Annotated in this window: 15 protein-coding genes; 5 read left to right on the top strand and 10 right to left on the bottom strand. The window is 57.2% G+C overall.

Features of this window, described 5'->3' with window-relative positions; translation table 11 throughout:
• Nucleotides 1-59 precede the first annotated feature (59 nt).
• Together norV and norW are read left to right on the top strand one after the other, a co-directional pair.
• Entirely contained in the window at nucleotides 60-1,508 is a 1,449-nt protein-coding gene (gene norV / locus HV213_RS07185; RefSeq protein ID WP_181485189.1) for an anaerobic nitric oxide reductase flavorubredoxin, read from the top strand.
• Entirely contained in the window at nucleotides 1,505-2,638 is a 1,134-nt protein-coding gene (gene norW, locus HV213_RS07180; RefSeq protein WP_181485188.1) for an NADH:flavorubredoxin reductase NorW, read from the top strand. The genes norV and norW overlap by 4 nt, the downstream gene beginning before the upstream one ends.
• 129 nt (nucleotides 2,639-2,767) lie before the next feature.
• Here the strand turns inward: norW and HV213_RS07175 are convergent, their stop codons facing one another.
• The 5 genes from HV213_RS07175 to HV213_RS07155 form a co-directional block, all read right to left on the bottom strand.
• Nucleotides 2,768-3,730, bottom strand: a complete 963-nt coding sequence (locus tag HV213_RS07175) for an IS110 family RNA-guided transposase (protein WP_197975051.1) — start codon at nucleotides 3,728-3,730, stop codon at nucleotides 2,768-2,770.
• 328 nt (nucleotides 3,731-4,058) lie between these two features.
• Nucleotides 4,059-5,072, bottom strand: a complete 1,014-nt coding sequence (locus HV213_RS07170) for a HoxN/HupN/NixA family nickel/cobalt transporter (RefSeq protein WP_181485187.1) — start codon at nucleotides 5,070-5,072, stop codon at nucleotides 4,059-4,061.
• Between the two features lie 11 nt (nucleotides 5,073-5,083).
• Nucleotides 5,084-7,303: a carbamoyltransferase HypF gene (gene hypF / locus HV213_RS07165; RefSeq protein ID WP_181485186.1), complete on the bottom strand. Its 2,220-nt coding sequence runs from the start codon at nucleotides 7,301-7,303 to the stop codon at nucleotides 5,084-5,086.
• A 12-nt stretch (nucleotides 7,304-7,315) separates the two neighbouring features.
• A complete protein-coding gene (gene hydN / locus HV213_RS07160; RefSeq protein WP_110277002.1) occupies nucleotides 7,316-7,843 on the bottom strand; it encodes an electron transport protein HydN in 528 nt (175 codons plus the stop codon).
• A gap of 134 nt (nucleotides 7,844-7,977) precedes the next feature.
• A complete protein-coding gene (locus HV213_RS07155) occupies nucleotides 7,978-8,991 on the bottom strand; it encodes a LacI family DNA-binding transcriptional regulator (RefSeq protein ID WP_181485185.1) in 1,014 nt (337 codons plus the stop codon).
• 255 nt (nucleotides 8,992-9,246) lie between these two features.
• Here HV213_RS07155 and ascF point away from each other — a divergent pair, with 255 nt between their 5' ends.
• From ascF to HV213_RS07140, 3 genes are all read left to right on the top strand, one after another.
• A complete protein-coding gene (ascF, locus tag HV213_RS07150) occupies nucleotides 9,247-10,689 on the top strand; it encodes a PTS cellobiose/arbutin/salicin transporter subunit IIBC (protein WP_181485184.1) in 1,443 nt (480 codons plus the stop codon).
• A 26-nt stretch (nucleotides 10,690-10,715) separates the two neighbouring features.
• Entirely contained in the window at nucleotides 10,716-12,140 is a 1,425-nt protein-coding gene (locus HV213_RS07145; RefSeq protein WP_181485183.1) for a 6-phospho-beta-glucosidase, read from the top strand.
• A 434-nt stretch (nucleotides 12,141-12,574) separates the two neighbouring features.
• Entirely contained in the window at nucleotides 12,575-12,799 is a 225-nt protein-coding gene (locus HV213_RS07140; RefSeq protein ID WP_181485182.1) for a SymE family type I addiction module toxin, read from the top strand.
• A gap of 189 nt (nucleotides 12,800-12,988) precedes the next feature.
• Here the strand turns inward: HV213_RS07140 and hycI are convergent, their stop codons facing one another.
• The 5 genes from hycI to hycE all read right to left on the bottom strand — a co-directional run bounded on the left by hycI (nucleotide 12,989) and on the right by hycE (nucleotide 17,051).
• Entirely contained in the window at nucleotides 12,989-13,459 is a 471-nt protein-coding gene (gene hycI / locus HV213_RS07135; RefSeq protein ID WP_181485181.1) for a hydrogenase maturation peptidase HycI, read from the bottom strand.
• Nucleotides 13,452-13,862 carry a formate hydrogenlyase maturation HycH family protein gene (locus HV213_RS07130; RefSeq protein WP_181485180.1) on the bottom strand — a complete coding sequence of 137 codons (411 nt, stop codon included), beginning with the start codon at nucleotides 13,860-13,862 and terminating at the stop codon, nucleotides 13,452-13,454. Before HV213_RS07130 ends, hycI begins: the two co-directional genes overlap by 8 nt.
• Nucleotides 13,859-14,626, bottom strand: a complete 768-nt coding sequence (locus HV213_RS07125; RefSeq protein ID WP_181485179.1) for an NADH-quinone oxidoreductase subunit B family protein — start codon at nucleotides 14,624-14,626, stop codon at nucleotides 13,859-13,861. The genes HV213_RS07130 and HV213_RS07125 overlap by 4 nt, the downstream gene beginning before the upstream one ends.
• Nucleotides 14,626-15,168, bottom strand: coding sequence for a formate hydrogenlyase complex iron-sulfur subunit (locus HV213_RS07120; protein WP_110275773.1), 543 nt, complete (start codon nucleotides 15,166-15,168; stop codon nucleotides 14,626-14,628). The genes HV213_RS07125 and HV213_RS07120 overlap by 1 nt, the downstream gene beginning before the upstream one ends.
• 173 nt (nucleotides 15,169-15,341) lie before the next feature.
• On the bottom strand, nucleotides 15,342-17,051 hold the full coding sequence (gene hycE, locus HV213_RS07115; protein WP_181485178.1) for a formate hydrogenlyase subunit HycE: 1,710 nt from the start codon (nucleotides 17,049-17,051) through the stop codon (nucleotides 15,342-15,344).

Raw genomic sequence — 17,051 nt, 5'->3', positions numbered from 1 at the left:
CGCAACTTGATATAAGCAAAACATCTTATTTGAACAATGCTGAATTAATTGAGGTTGCTATGTCTATTCTGGTTAAAAATAACATTCATTGGGTTGGCCAACGTGACTGGGAAGTGCGTGATTTCCACGGAACCGAATACAAAACGCTGCGCGGCAGCAGCTACAACAGCTATCTCATCCGCGAAGAAAAAAATGTGCTGATCGATACCGTCGATCATAAATTCAGCCGCGAGTTCGTACAGAACCTGCGCAGCGAAATCGACCTCGCCGATATCGACTACATCATTATTAACCACGCCGAAGAGGATCATGCTGGCGCGCTGACCGAACTGATGTCCTGCATTCCGGACACCCCGATCTACTGCACCAACAACGCCATCGACTCCATCACTGGTCACCATCACCATCCGGAGTGGAACTTTAACGTAGTGAAAACCGGCGACAGTCTGGATATTGGCAACGGCAAGCAGCTGATTTTCGTCGAAACCCCGATGCTGCATTGGCCAGACAGCATGATGACCTATATGACCGGCGATGCTGTGCTGTTCAGCAACGACGCCTTCGGCCAGCACTACTGCGATGAACGCCTGTTCAACGACGAAGTTGACCAGACCGAACTGTTCGAGCAGTGCCAGCGCTACTACGCCAACATCCTGACCCCGTTCAGCCGCCTGGTGACGCCGAAAATCACCGAGATCCTCGGCTTCAATCTGCCGGTCGACATGATTGCCACCTCCCACGGCGTGGTATGGCGTGAAAATCCAACCCAGATCGTTGAGCTGTACCTGAAATGGGCGGCGGACTATCAGGAAGACCGTATCACCATTTTCTACGACACCATGTCCAATAACACTCGCATGATGGCGGATGCGATTGGCCAGGGCATCAACGAAGTTGACCCGAACGTGGCGGTGAAAATCTTTAACGTCGCCCGCAGCGATAAAAACGAAATCCTGACCAACGTGTTCCGCTCCAAAGGCGTGCTGGTCGGCACCTCCACCATGAACAACGTGATGATGCCGAAAATCGCCGGGCTGGTGGAAGAGATGACCGGCCTGCGTTTTCGCAACAAGCACGCCAGCGCCTTTGGTTCCCACGGCTGGAGCGGCGGCGCGGTTGACCGTCTCTCTACCCGTTTACAGGATGCCGGTTTTGAAATGTCCCTTAGCCTGAAGGCCAAATGGCGTCCAGACCTCGACGCGCTGGAAATTTGCCGTCAGCACGGTCGCGAAATCGCTCGTCAGTGGGCGCTGGCTCCGCTGCCGGAAGCCGCTGCCAAACCAGACCAGGCAAAAGAAGCCTGCGCCTGTGCCGCCGCAGCGGCAGCCGACCTCGGACCGATGATGCAGTGCAGCGTGTGTCAGTGGATTTACGATCCAGAAAAAGGCGAGCCGAACCAGGACGTCCAGCCGGGTACGCCGTGGAGCGAAGTCCCGGATAACTTCCTCTGCCCGGAATGCTCGCTGGGTAAAGACGTGTTTGATGTTCTGGCATCGGAGGCGAAATGAGTGATGGCATCGTCATCATCGGCTCGGGCTTCGCGGCCCGTCAGCTGGTGAAAAATATCCGCAAGCAGGACCCGCAAATCCCGCTGACCCTGATCGCCGCCGACAGCATGGATGAGTACAACAAACCGGACCTCAGCCATGTGGTCAGCCGTGGTCAGAAGGCCGACGACCTGACTCTGCAAACGGCGGGAGAGTTTGCCGAGCAGTACAATCTGCGCCTGTTCCCGCATACCTGGGTGAGCGATATCGACGCAGGGAATCAGGTAGTGAAAAGCCAGGACCGCGAGTGGCGCTATGACAAACTGGTGCTGGCCACCGGCGCGACGCCGTTTATTCCGCCAGTGCCGGGACGCGAGCTGATGCTGACCCTCAACAGCCAGCGTGAGTATGGCGCAGCGCAGAGTCAGTTGCATGACGCCAGACGCGTGCTGATCGTCGGCGGCGGGTTGATTGGCTGCGAGCTGGCGATGGATTTCTGCCGCGCCGGGAAAGCAGTGACGGTGGTGGATAACTCCGCCAGCGTGCTGTCAGCGCTGATGCCGCCGGAGGCCAGCAGCCGCCTGCAGCATCGTCTGACCGATATGGGCGTGCACCTGATGCTGAAATCCCAGCTGGAAAGCCTGGAGCAAAGCGCCGACGGCATTCGCGTCACCCTTGACCGTCAGCGCACGGTGACCGTTGATGCGGTGGTCGCTGCCGCCGGCCTGCGCCCGGAAACGGCGCTGGCGCGGCATGCGGGTCTGGAGATTAATCGCGGCGTGGTGGTAAACAGCCAGCTGCAAACCAGCCATCCGGCGATTTACGCTCTCGGCGACTGCGCGGAAATCAACGGCATGGTGTTGCCGTTCCTGCAACCGATTCTGCTGAGCGCCATGTGCCTGGGTAAAAATCTGCTGACCCAGCAGGGCGAGCTAAAGCTGCCGCCGATGCTGGTGAAGGTCAAAACGCCGGATTTACCGCTGCATCTGGCGGGCGATACCCGGCGCGAGGATCTGACGTGGACTATCGTTGCCGCCAAAGACGGTCTGGTGGCGAAAGGCGTGGATGCCGAAAACCAGCTGCGCGCCTTTGTGGTTAGCGAGGATCGCATGAAAGAAGCCTTTGCGCTGCTCAAGCAGTTGGTGAGTTAGCCTGTATGAACTGACGTTATCCCCGGAAATTTTTCTGTTTTACTGAAAGTGTTAACACATTGTTATGTAGTAAAAAATGTCAGCAAGACGGTTCCCTCTCCCCTTCGGGGAGAGATACCGTCTTGCCGGTTATCCTGCAAGTGGTATTTCAGCGTTAAATTCATGCCCGGATTTCACCACACCATAAGCCAGCTGCAGTAATTTCCTCATTCCTGCACACACTCGCTCTTTCCCTGTCTTACCCCGGGCTGCAAGCCTTTCCATCAGGTTTTTCACCACCTTATTGCATCTTCCTGCCACTACCGCTGGCATATACAGTGCGCTACGCAGCTCTGCATGGCCCACTTTCGACAGCCTGCTTTTCCCTTTCCACATCCCTGACTCACAACGACGAGGATTCAAACCAGCATACGCCACCAGTGCCTTGCTGTTGCTGAACCGTCGCAGATTTCCTGCGAACGCCAGCAGGCTCACACTCAGCATGTCTCCTATTCCGGGGATACTTTTCAGTAGCTCCCGGTCCCGCTTCAGGTCTGGGTTATCATCGATATGCCGGTTGATTTTATTGCGGGTTTCTTCAATCAGCTCATCCAGCATCGTAACGTGTTCATTCAGGGAAGGAACGATGACTTCATCTGCTGCCTCAAGGCGGTTCATCTCCATCTGACGCATCTCTTCCAGGTTACGCAGGTGGCGTACCAGAGCCGTCAGTTGTCGTTCGCTCAGCGGCGCAGGATGCCAGGGGGCCGGCTGATACAGAGCGCAGTAGCGCGCTATCAGCGCCGCGTCGCTTTTGTCCGTTTTATTGCGGGTCAGTTCAGTGTTTGCGAACGCATGGATACGTGCCGGGTTTTCAAGGCTGACGCAGCAGCCATTATCGGCCAGCAGGGTGGCCAGTTCAGTGCTGTAGCAACCTGTTGCCTCCATGCAGACATGACAGTGACCAAAACGCGCCAGCCAGTTCAGAAATTCGCGGCATCCGGCTGGGGTATTGGCGAATTTTTTGGTTTTGTACTTCTGGTTTGGCAGCAGGACAGCAACGTCGAATTTGAGTTTGGCGATATCAACGCCGACAGGGACAAGATTCATCATGGTACTCCGTAACCTTATGAATATTATCGCCGGACCATCCTTATATGTGGGTGCTCAGGGCACAGGATACCGTTCGGTCTTGAGGCGACAGGGAAACAGGTTACCGGGGCATAATCTCTCCCGCGGGCTCAGGGGCTCCAGGGCTGGGTGATGCTCACCGGTAACCTCCCGATGATCAGTCGGGGATCTTCTCCGCCGGAACGGAGAAGGTCAAGACATAAGGGTTAGGGTGAGGGGAGAATGTGCGCAAAAATACCCTCACCCCGGTCCTCTCCCGGAGGGAGAGGGAGAAAACCATCCCCATCTTTTTATTTCAGGGGTCCCCAACCTACCGCGCCAGATTATCGTATCCGCGCCAGCGGTAGTTGAGCACCGACAGCACCCAGCAGGTAACAAACAGCCCGACAACCACAAAACCAGCGTCGCCAAGATTGTCGTTCAACGCGCCAACCCAGCGCCAGACCCCACCGCTCAGGGAAAATTTGTCCATCAACAGCCCCAGCGCTTCCAGCCCGCCGATAAACAGCGCCACCACCACCGACGTCCCGGTAATGGTCATATTGTAATAGAGCTTGCGCTGCGGTTTGCTGAACGCCCAACCGTAAGCGCCGACCATCAGCACATTATCAAGCGTATCCACCAGCGCCATGCCGCTAGCGAACAGCGCCGGGAAAACCATAATCGACCAGATTGACATCCCGCTCGATGCGCTGGCAGCGGAGATCCCCAATACGCCAATCTCCGTCGCCGTATCAAAGCCGAGACCAAACAGAAAGCCCACCAGATACATCTGCCAGCTGCGGCTAATCAGGCGGAAGGTCTTACCAAACAGCCAGCTCATCATGCCGCCGCCGATCGCCATCTCATCACTCACCTTTTCGCCCTGCTTCCACGCCTGAAAGCTGCGCCAGACGCTGCGCAAAATCACCAGGTTGATAAACGCCATCACCAGCAAAAATAGCGCCGACACGGCGGTGCCGATCACGCTGCCGGTATCGTGAAACCAACTCATCTGTTGACCAAACGCGGTGGCGGTCGCGGCAATCGCCGCCGAAGCCAGCACCACAATTGACGAGTGGCCCAGCGAAAACCACGCGCCAACGCCGAAAGGCCGCCGCCCCTGCTGCATCATTTTGCGGGTCACGTTATCGATCGCCGCGATATGGTCGGCATCCACCGCATGGCGCAGGCCGTAACCCCAGGCCAGCAGGCTGGCAGCCATTAGCGCGCCACTGCCGCCGAACGCGACAAACGCCCAGCCCCAGGCCAGCAAATTGGCCGCAATTAATGCCAGCACCAGCGCCGCTGCGCGCGGCTGCTGACGCAAAATCATCATTATCATATTGGTGTCCTTTAAACCTGAAGACGGGCCGCAGCGATAACCGCCTGGCCGAGGGCGAGCGCCCCATCGCCTGCGGGTAGTTGCTGCGGAAACAGCAGAGTAAAATCATGAAGATAAAAGGCTAATCGCGCCGCCAGCAGCCGGTTATGCAGTACTCCGCCGCCAAAAGCCAGGGTGTGAATGTCCCGCGCGTTCGCACAATCACGCATCATTGCCGCCAGCCCACAGGCCAGAGCATCGTGAAAAGCCCAGGCTTTTTGCGCCGGATTGGCCTGCCAGCCGAGCCACTGCTGCCAGAACCTCGCCAGGTCCAGCACGCCGTCGCGCCACGGTAACGTCATCGGGTGATCAACGCTTTCGCAGGTTGCCGCCAGCGCCTCCAGTCGACAGGCCGCCTCGCCCTCATAGCTCAGGGTTTGCGGCGCGCAGCCCAACGCGCAGGCGACGGCGTCAAACAGACGTCCACACGACGACGCTTTAGGCGCATTAATGCCGCGCTCAATGGCCCGCGCCAGCAGCGGCCAGTTTTGCTGACACAGCGCGGCGGTTTCAGCATAGTTCTGCCAGTCAGGCACAAACGCCAGGCACTGAGCGAGCAGATTGCGCCACGGCTGACGGGCGGCGAGGTCACCGCCGGGCAGCGCCACCGCGGGCAAGCCGCCAAGCCGTTCGCACTCGTGATAGTTAACCCGCAGGCACTCGCCGCCCCATAGCTCGCCGTTTTCCCCCATTCCAATGCCGTCGAGCGTCAGGGCGATGACATCGCCGCCGTCCAGCGGCCAGCGATGTTCAGCCAGGCAGGCGGCTGCATGGGCATGGTGATGTAAAACGCGCTCCACCGGCAGCAATAGCGACGCCGCCCACTGCGAGGCGCGATAGCCGGGATGGGCATCAACCACCACCCGCTGCGGCGTAAAAGCGTAGATCTCCTGCATCAAATGCAGCGCTTGCCGCCACTGCCCTTCTACGCCCTCGTCACCGAGGTCGCCAAAATGCTGACTGAGCACCGCTTCATCGCCGCGCAGCAGGCAAAAGGTATTTTTCATATCCGAGCCGAGGGCCAGCAGCGGCGGTACGTCGTGGAATCCCGGCGGCAGCGGCAGCGCGTCCGGCACATAGCCGCGAGCGCGGCGCAGCATCTCGCCGCTTTGCCGCACCACGGAATCGTCCATCCGCTGCACAATCTCGCGATTATGCAGCAGAAAACCGTCGGCAATCCCGACGAGATCCGCCAGCGCCTGGTCGTTGGTCAACGCGGGCGGGCGGCCGCTAAGGTTGCCGGAGGTCATCACTAAAGGGCGCGCCAGCGCCTGCGAAAGTAAATGCTGCAATGGATTAGACGGCAACATCCCCCCTACTTCCGCAAGCCCTGGCGCAATTTGGTCGCCCAGGCCAGCAACCTGCGCTTTATTCAGCAGCACGATCGGCGCGGCGGGGGATGTCAGCAGCTTAAGCGCCTGTTCGGGCAGTCCCGTCGTTGTCGCCAGCATCACCGCCAGCGGTTTTGCCGGACGATGCTTGCGCGCCCGCAGCGTCGCCACCGCATCACGATTTCCGGCATCGCATACCAGATGAAAACCGCCCAGCCCCTTCACCGCCACGATGTCACCCGCCATCAGACGGGCAATTGCCGTTTCTAAAGCGGCATCGCCAAGCAGGTTCTCCACCGCGCCGCGCCATTCCAGCTGCGGCCCGCACTCGGCGCAGGCAACCGGTTGAGCATGAAAGCGGCGATCGGCAGGATTACCGTAATCCGCCGCACAGGACGGACAAAGAGGGAACGGAGACATGGAGGTCAGCGGGCGGTCATAAGGCATGGCGCGAATAATGGTAAAGCGCGGCCCGCAGTGGGTGCAGTTGATAAACGGATAGCGGTAGCGGCGCTCCTGCGGATTATTCATCTCCGCAAGGCACTCCGGGCAGGTGGCGGCATCGGGCACGATCTGCGTACGCATGCTCCCGGTCCCGCTTTGACGGATAATGAAACCCGACGGCGCGATGGCCCATACAAACGACTGAACTTGCGTGCTGTCGATCCGCGCCAGCGGCGGGCAGTTCTGGGTTAATCCGGCCAGAAACGCCGCATCACCGCCGCCAAGCCGCACCAGTACGCCATCGCCGTCGTTGCATACGTCGCCGCATAGCCCAAGCTCCTGCGCCAGCTGCCAGACAAAGGGGCGGAATCCCACCCCCTGCACTTTACCGCGAATGCGAATTTGCACCCCGTTCATCGCGCGGCCAAATTACCAGGCCAGCGCCGTGCGGCGGCGTTTTTCGATATTCATCTGTTCGAGCTTGTTGCGGTCGACGCAAATCAGCGCGTGAGTTGGGCAGGCATCCATACAGGCCGGGCCTTCCTCGCGGTGATAGCACAGGTCGCACTTATTAGCTTCGGCTTTTTCCGCCAGCACGTTCAGACCCGCGCCGCTGTTGCGGATAACCGGGCGCACTACCACTTCCATCGCGCCATACGGGCAGGCCACCACGCAGGTTTTGCAGCCAATACAGCGCTCCTGCATCACGTGGACAAAACCCTTTTCGCGGCTGATTGCGCCGTTCGGGCAGACGTTAGCGCACGGCGCGTCTTCGCACTGACGACAGGCGGTGGCCGTCGACACATTGACGCCTTTAATCACGTGAATACGCGGTAAAAAGTTTTTTGGCGTCAGCGCGGCGCAGTCCTGATGTTCCTGATGAGAGACCACGCAGGCCACTTCACAGGTGCGGCAGCCGATGCATTTGCTCGCGTCGGCGATAATGAAACGGTTCATCCATTTCTCCAGCTGTAAGAAGGTGATGCGCCGGAGTATGCATAATACGTTCCAATTTTTATTGCATTGATAATAAAGGGAATAAATAACAGGAACAGTGTCATCGTCACAACTGACGATGACAGATGACGACGTCAGGCATGCGGGCCGGGAACCATCGAGTCGCGTTCAATCAGCTCACCGGGGAAGGTTTGCTGATATTTTAAATCACCGCCGTCGAGCATAAAAATCAGTCGGTTAATGCTCTCTTTGATCATCTCTGTGACCGGTACTTTCACGCTGGAGAGCGATGGCACCATATACGGTGCCAGCACGATATCATCAAAACCGACTACCGATACCTGCTCTGGCACCTTAACACCGTGCAGATGTAGCTGCTTCATCGCACCGATCGCCATATCGTCGTTGCTCGCTACCAGCGCGCTATAGCGGGCGTTACGCTGGCGCAGCGTCTCCACCCCGGCGGCACCGGTTTCCGGCGTCCATCTTCCTTCAACAATCAAATCGTTGTTCAGGTCGATGCCGTGGCGAGACAACGCATCTTTATAGCCCGAGAGACGCTCAACGCCGGTTGGCGAATCCAGCGAACCGGTGATAAAAGCGATGTCGCGATGACCTAGTTCAATGAGCTTTTCCACCGTCATCATCGCCGAGGCCTTTTGATCGGACCAGACGCAATGGCTGGCGTTGCGGCGCAGGCGGCGGTTGAGCACCATAATCGGCTGCTCATGGCTCTCGATAATCTCATCCATCTCATCAACGCTAAGAAAGCGCGGATAGATAATAATCGCGTCGCAACGCAGGTCGAGCAGATACTGAATCGCCTCGCGCTCTTCCTCCGCGCTGTGCTTGCCGTCGGCGAGGATCAGCTGCCGCCCTTTGTCTTCGGTCATCCGCGCCACGTGATAGAGCAACTCGCTGAAGTAGACGCCATGATAGAGGGTATTGGTCACCACCAGTCCGAGGGTCTGCGTCTTTTTGGTCGCCAGGTTACGCGCCAGCAGATTAGGCCGATAGCCGCTTTCAGCCACCGCCTGGAACACGCGGTCTTTGGTCTCCTGACTGACATAGCCGTTACCCGACAGCACCCGCGAAACGGTGGCTTTCGACACCCCCGCGCGCTTCGCGACCTCCAGCATTGTTGCCATGTGGTTATTCCTGTTGCCAATGTTGCCCGCAGTGTACTGCACGCGCGGCGCTTTTTCAGCATTTGCACACATCTCTCCCTTTGCTGAAAAAGCGATCAAAATCACAAAATTCAGATCTTAATTTTTTATATCTTGTAACTACAAATGAAACTATTGATGATTATGTGGAACCGGTTTCCTATGTATGCATGATACCGCTCCGTTTTACGGCGCGATGACAAGCCAGTACCCCATTGATAAACAGGATAAAATCCGATGTCTAAAAATTATGCAGCCCTGGCGCAGCAGATCATCACGGCGATAGGTGGCGTAGATAACGTCGCTGCCGTTACTCACTGCATGACGCGCCTGCGTTTCGTGGTCAAAGACAGCGAGCAGGTTGATAGCGCCACCTTGAAAGGGCTAAAAGGCGTACTCGGCGTGGTGCGTAGCGACAACCAGTGTCAGGTGATCATCGGTAATACCGTCTCCCAGGCGTATCGCGAGGTGGTGGCCCTGCTACCGGGGGATCTGCGCCCTGCCGAACCGCAGGGGAAACCGCCTATCACCTTAAAACGCATCGGAGCGGGGATCCTTGATGCGCTGATCGGCACCATGTCGCCGCTGATCCCGGCGATTATCGGCGGATCGATGGTTAAGCTGCTGGCGATGATCCTGGAGATGACCGGCGTGCTGCCAAAAGGGGCGCCAACGCTGACCATTTTGACGGTGATCGGCGACGGCGCGTTCTTCTTCCTGCCACTGATGGTAGCGGCTTCTGCGGCGGTGAAATTCAAAACCAATATGTCGCTGGCGATTGCAATTGCCGGGGTGCTGGTACACCCGAGCTTTATCGAACTGATGGCGAAAGCCGCCCAGGGCGAGTACGTTGAGTTCGCCTTTATTCCGGTGACGGCGGTGAAATACACCTATACCGTGATCCCGGCGCTGGTGATGACCTGGTGCCTCTCTTATATCGAACGCTGGGTTGACCGTATTACCCCAGCGGTCACCAAAAACTTCCTTAAACCGATGCTGATCGTACTGATTGCCGCCCCGCTGTCGATTCTGCTGATTGGCCCGCTCGGCATCTGGATTGGTAGCGCCATTTCCGCGCTGGTTTATACCATTCATAGCTATCTGGGCTGGCTGTCGGTGGCGATTATGGGCGCACTGTGGCCGCTGCTGGTGATGACCGGGATGCACCGCGTCTTTACCCCGACCATCATTCAAACCATTGCCGAAACCGGTAAAGAGGGCATGGTCATGCCGTCTGAAATCGGCGCGAACCTGTCGCTGGGTGGCTCATCGCTGGCGGTGGCGTGGAAAACCAAAAACCCGGAATTGCGCCAGACGGCGCTGGCGGCCGCGGCTTCTGCCATTCTGGCGGGGATTTCCGAACCCGCGCTGTACGGCGTGGCGGTGCGCCTGAAGCGACCGCTGATTGCCAGCCTGATCAGCGGCTTTATCTGCGGCGCGGTGGCCGGGATTGCCGGGCTCGCCAGCCACTCGATGGCGGCACCGGGCCTGTTTACCAGCGTCCAGTTCTTCGACCCGGCTAATCCGATGACTATCGTCTGGGTCTTTGGCGTCATGGCGCTGGCGGTAGTGCTGTCGTTTATCCTGACCCTACTGCTCGGCTTCGAAGATATTCCAGTTGAAGAGGCCGCTGCTGACGCCAGACAACGCCAGGCCACGGCTCAAACATCACACGCCTGAACACAATTTTGATAATGAGGTAACGCATGGCGACTTTTCCACAGGGATTTTTATGGGGCGGCGCACTGGCCGCCAACCAGTCCGAAGGGGCATATCTGGACGGCGGTAAAGGGCTGACCACCGTCGATACCATTCCCCACGGCGCTCACCGCCTGCCGGTCAAGCTGGGGCTGGAGAAGCGTTTTGAGCTACGCGACGATGAATTTTACCCAAGCCACGAGGCCATTGATTTTTATCATCGTTATAAAGAAGATATCGCCCTGATGGCGGAGATGGGTTTTAGCGTGTTTCGCACCTCTATCGCCTGGAGCCGCCTGTTTCCGAAAGGTGATGAACAAGAGCCGAATCAAGAAGGGATCGCCTTCTACCGTTCGCTGTTCGAGGAGTGCAAAAAGCACAATATCGAGCCGCTGGTGACGCTGTGCCATTTCGACGTGCCGATGCATCTGGTGACGGAATACGGCTCCTGGCGCAATCGTAAAATGGTGGAGTTTTTTACCCGCTACGCCCGCACCTGCTTTGAAGCTTTTGATGGTTTAGTGAAATACTGGCTCACCTTCAATGAAATCAACATTATGCTGCATAGCCCGTTCTCCGGAGCCGGGCTGGTGTTTGAAGAGGGCGAGAATCAGGATCAGGTGAAATACCAGGCCGCGCATCATGAACTGATAGCCAGCGCCTTAGCCACCAAAATCGCCCATGAGGTAAACCCGCAAAATCAGGTCGGCTGTATGCTGGCGGGCGGCAATTTCTACCCATACTCCTGTAAGCCGCAAGACGTATGGATGGCGCTGGAGAAAGACCGCGAGAATCTGTTCTTTATCGATGTGCAGGCGCGTGGTGCGTATCCGGTATGGGCCGCACGGGTATTCCGCGAGAAAGGCGTGACGGTTGTGAAAGAAGCGGGTGATGATGAAATCCTGCAAAATACCGTCGATTTCGTCTCTTTTAGCTACTACGCCTCGCGCTGCGCCTCGGCGGAGATGAACGCCAATAACACCAATGCCGCCAATATCGTTAAGTCGCTGAAGAACCCGCATATTCAGGCCAGCGAATGGGGCTGGGGTATCGACCCGCTCGGCCTGCGCATCACCATGAATATGATGTATGACCGCTATCAGAAGCCGCTGTTTTTAGTAGAGAACGGCCTCGGCGCGCGCGATGAGATTGACGCCAACGGCGAGATTAACGACGACTATCGCATTAGCTATCTGCGCGAGCATATTAAAGCGATGGGCGACGCCATCGAAGACGGTATTCCGGTGATGGGCTACACCAGCTGGGGCTGCATCGATCTGGTTTCCGCTTCTACCGGTGAGATGAGTAAACGCTACGGCTTTGTCTACGTTGACCGCGACGACGCAGGCCACGGTACGCTGGCGCGCAAACGCAAAAAATCGTTCTGGTGGTATAAAAAGGTGATTGCCAGCAACGGAGAAGATTTGGCGTAGTTTGCCCCGCAGGCTGAGGGATCCTCAGCCTCACAAACACCTGTAGCACGGAATTTTTCCCGGCTCGCGCTGCGCTTAGCCGGGCTACGAGTTCATCAACGCCTGCGGGCCGGTAGCCCGGACAGATGCGCAGCATCGCCTCCGGGAATGGCACCCGGCAGCCCCAATATTCCATACATAATATTTTACACTATTCATTTCACGCCACTATTATTACCCTAAATAAAATAACCTGAAAAATCTTATTCAAGCCAATCACAACCTAATATTTCCAGTTTCATTTTTTGCATTTTATTTTGTCGAGCTTGCTTCCAGTTTCAGGTTTGCCATTCTGTTTTTTTACTGGCATTTTATTCAGTAGTTTTTAAACGCAAAATAGAGTTTCACCGCATATCGCTTGCCCAGCGACAAATAAATAAAGTATGGAGAAAACCATGACAGAAGAAAACAATAAAACGGAGTCGCTTATTACCAGGCCCTTTCGTCATTTAAAAGTGGGTTATATCAGGCGCAAAACCCGGCAAAGCCAACGCGGTCAGCAGCATTCATCGTTGAATCTCAATGGAGACTGGCTGGAAGCGGCGGGATTTCCTATAGGTACGACGGTAAAAGTATTGGTGATGCAAGGGAAGTTAATTATCGAACAGGTTAATGAATAATACATTCTGCGACGCTTTTGCTTTATTAAGATAAAGCGTCAGCGTATTAATATACGTTTCACACAAATAAAAATAACGATACATTTCCGTTTCCAAAACAAACCAGCCATGGCGGTTTCATTAATATTTACCAGCCGTGCCTTTTGAAGCGAATCTTGCCGGAGAGTCTCACACTCTCCGGCATTAACCCTACTCTTCCGCCGCCTCAAGCTGCGAAAACCCACCGTTCCCCTGCCAGCCGTTCAGCTTGTGATACACCACCTCGACCGCATCCTTAATCGGCTGGGTCATCGGGTAATAGAAGCCGACGATATCCGGCTGAATGCCTAAGAAGATCACCTCGCCGATATCCTCTTTCAGCTGATCGATAAGATAGTTAAGTGGCATATTGTGGGTGGTCATCATAAACATCTCGGCGATATCGTCCGGGTCGACGATGCGGATTTCGCCTGGATTGAGCCCCATATCGGTGGCATCGACGATCAGCAGCCGGTCGGGGCGCAGTTCACGAATAGCGACAATGTCGTTTTCCGGGGCGCTGCCGCCGTCAATCACTACCCAATCGCCAACCGGATTAGCGGCGCACATCTCCGTCAGCAGCGGGCCTGCGCCGTCGTCACCCATCATGCTGTTGCCGACACAGAGTAAAACGTCAGTCACGGAGTCTCCTTACCATCAGGTAGATGGCGCTTTCCTGGTGAATATCATGCAGCATGCTGAGCATAATTTTACTCCACGCCTGCTGCTCAGGGGTTTGCCCGGCCTGCGCTTTATCGAAGGCGTTGGCGAGCATGGCCACATGATTGCTGTCGATGACAATCTCGCCGTATTTCGGCACGCCTTCCATTTTGCGCCGCGCGGTGCTGCCCTCTTCAAGCGTAGCAACCCACGCCAGGTACGCTTCCCACGGGCAGCTCAGCGCCGCTTCCAGGCAATCGATCACGCCGAGGTGGTGGCCAATCGCCAGGCTGTAATAGACCACCTGCTGCGCCTGATCGGGCGTGGCATCGTTCTCATCAATAAATTTACGGCTCAACTGACTGAACACCACCGTTTCGCTCATCGGATACGCGCTCCCTCTACCACCAAGTTAAGATGGGTGACGATCTCGGTCAGACGCGGATCTTTCTCCGCCTCCAGCCAGCGTACCACCTGATTATCGCCCTGTCCGAGCAGGCGCATATAGTCGTCGGCAATCTGGCGGCCGTAGCGATAGCCCGCCAGGCGGCGCGCTTCGCGGTCGATACGTACGCGCAGCGGCTGCACCATGTCCGGGTGAAGAATCTCAGCCGCTTGTTCGTCCTGCTCGCCCGGCAGACGGGCGTGGATTTTCTGCTCCAGCAGCCCCAGCGCCATGGCGAAGCCGTACAGCGTCGCGGCTGGCGTCGGCGGGCAGCCGGGAATATAAACATCTACCGGCACGATTTTGTCGGTCCCGCCCCACACGCAGTAGAGGTCATGGAAGATGCCGCCGCTGTTGCCGCATGCGCCGTAGGAGATACAAATTTTCGGGTCCGGCGCAGACTGCCAGGCGCGTAATGCAGGCGAACGCATCGCGCGGGTCACCGCTCCGGTAAACAGCAGAATATCGGCATGGCGCGGCGAAGGGACCACTTTGATCCCAAAACGCTCGGCATCAAACAGCGGCGACAGGGTGGCGAAAATCTCGATTTCGCAGCCGTTGCAGCCGCCGCAGTCCACGCGGTAGACGTAGGCGGAGCGCTTAATTTTCTTCAGCAACGCGGTTTTCATGCTGGCGATGGATTCATCCACCGTCATCGGCACCGGGATGCCGTTGTCGTCGCGCGGGCCTAATAAATTGCTCATCAGCTGGCCTCTCTCATATGGCGAGTCAGTTCAATACGGTCGGACGGCACCAGACATTTCTGGCGTTTGCACTCCGGGCAGGTCTCAAAGCTTTCGCGATGCAGCTCGGCACGGGTATCGCCGTTGTGCTTAAGCAGCGCGATGGCGTAGTCGATCTCTTTTTGCACGGCGAACGGGCGTTCGCACACCCGGCAGTGGCAGATGTCGAAACGGGATTGCTGGAGAAAATCCTCTTTCTTCCACACCGCCAGCTCGTACTCCTGAGAGAGCTTGATTGCCGCCGTCGGGCAAACTTCTTCACAGCGTCCGCAGAAGATGCAGCGCCCAAGGTTGAACTGCCACGCCAGCTGGTTGGTGGCGAGACAGGTTTCGACCGTCAAGGCGTTAGACGGGCAGGCGTTCACGCAGGCCGCACAGCCAATGCACTGCTGCGGATTGTGCTCCGGCTTGCCACGGAAATTTTTATCCACCGGCATAGGCTCCAGCGGGTATGAATGCGTCGCGGTGCCGGTTTTAATGACTTTTTTAATAAAGGTAAACATTAATTAGTTGCTCCCAGCTTACGTGCGGTGTTTTTACCCTCACCCTAGCCCTCTCCCTGAAAGGGAGAGGGGACAGATCTGCACGGTCAGTAAGTTCGCACTCGATCTGCCCTTCCCCCTCGCCCCCATGGGGAGAGGGTCGGGGTGAGGGGAATCCCCACGCAATGGCTCAATTATTTCAGCGGCGAGTTCTTACGCTCGATGCTGTAGCGCTCCAGCTCTTTGTACGGCACCACTTTGCTCTTCTTCTTGCGCACATCGACCACGGTCATGCGGTCGGTACAGGAGTAGCAAGGGTCGAGGCTACCGATAATCAGCGGCGCATCGGACACGGTGTTGCCACGCAGCATATAGCGCAGAGTCGGCCAGTTGGCGTAGGTCGCCGCCCGGCAACGCCAGCGGTATAGCTTCTGGTTGTCGCCGGTCATGCTCCAGTGGATATCATCCCCGCGTGGCGCTTCAGAGAAGCCCAGCGCAAAGCGGTTAGGAATATAGGTGAAACCTTCTACCGCTAGTGGGCCGCCCGGCAAGTTATCGAGGCCGAAGTCGATCATGTTTAGCGCGGTATAGACTTCGTTGATACGCACCTTCAGGCGCGAAATCACATCGCAGCCCTGCTCGCTGTGCACGATCATCGGCAGCAGGCCGTAGCCGACAAACGGGTGATCGGCGCGGGTGTCGCGGGCATGGCCGCTGGCGCGCACCATCGGGCCGACGTTGCTGAAGTCGCGGGCGATCTGCGGGTCGAGACGACCAATGCCCACGGTACGCTGCTCCATATTCGGCGTGCTGAGCAGCATATCCACCAGATCCTGCACGTCGCGGCGCATCTGCTGCGCCAGCTGACGGGTCTGGATCATGTCGTCTTTCAGCAGGTCGCGACGGATGCCGCCAATCAGGTTCAGGCCGTAGGTTTTGCGCGCCCCGGTGAGAATTTCCGCCATCTTCATCGACGTTTCGCGAACGCGGAAGAACTGCATAAACCCGGAGTCGAAGCCGGTGAAGTGGCAGGCCAGGCCGAGGTTGAGCAGGTGCGAGTGCAGACGCTCAACTTCCAGCAGAATGGCGCGGATCATCTGCGCACGTTCCGGCACCACGATGCCCATCGCGTTCTCGACGGAGGTGGTGTAGGCAGTGCTGTGGGCAAAACCGCAGATGCCGCACACGCGATCCGACAGGAAAGTGACTTCGTTGTAGCCCATGCGGGTTTCCGCCAGCTTTTCCATGCCGCGATGGACGTAGAACAGGCGGTAGTCGGCGTCGATAATGTTTTCGCCGTCAACGAACAGGCGGAAGTGGCCCGGTTCATCGGAAGTCACGTGCAGCGGGCCAATCGGCACCACGTTGTTCTTTTTCGTACCCAGTTCATTAATGAATTCATAGGTTTCAGCATCGGTGGTCGGTGCCGGGCGCTGACGGTAATCCATGCTGTCTTTACGCAGCGGATACAGCTCATCCGGCCAATCGTCCGGCAGCACCAGGCGACGTTCGTCCGGCAGCCCTACCGGCACCAGGCCGTACATATCGCGCACTTCGCGCTCGCCCCAAACGGCGGCGGGCACGCGCGGCGTGACGGACGGATATTCCGGCTTATTGGCATCTACTTCTACGCGCACGGTGATCCAGCACTTCGTCCCCTGCTCCATCGACAGCACGTAGTAGACAGCGTAGTGGCCGTTCAGCTTGCGTTCGTCGTTGCCAAACAGCACCGACAGCCAGCCGCCCTGCTTGTAGTAAAGAAACTCGACCACTTCCGGTAAATAGTTGACCTTCACCGTCACGGTAAGCTGGTCTTTGGTCTGCCAGGCTTCATCCAGCACCACGCCCGGAAAGGCCTGATGCAGTGCGGCGAGATAGTGTTGACCGATTTTTTCTTCAGACAT

This window comes from Klebsiella sp. RHBSTW-00484 (assembly GCF_013705725.1).
Taxonomy (GTDB): domain Bacteria; phylum Pseudomonadota; class Gammaproteobacteria; order Enterobacterales; family Enterobacteriaceae; genus Klebsiella.
The sequence above is the reverse complement of the archived record's forward strand: the minus strand, read 5'-3'. Positions and strand labels throughout refer to the sequence as shown.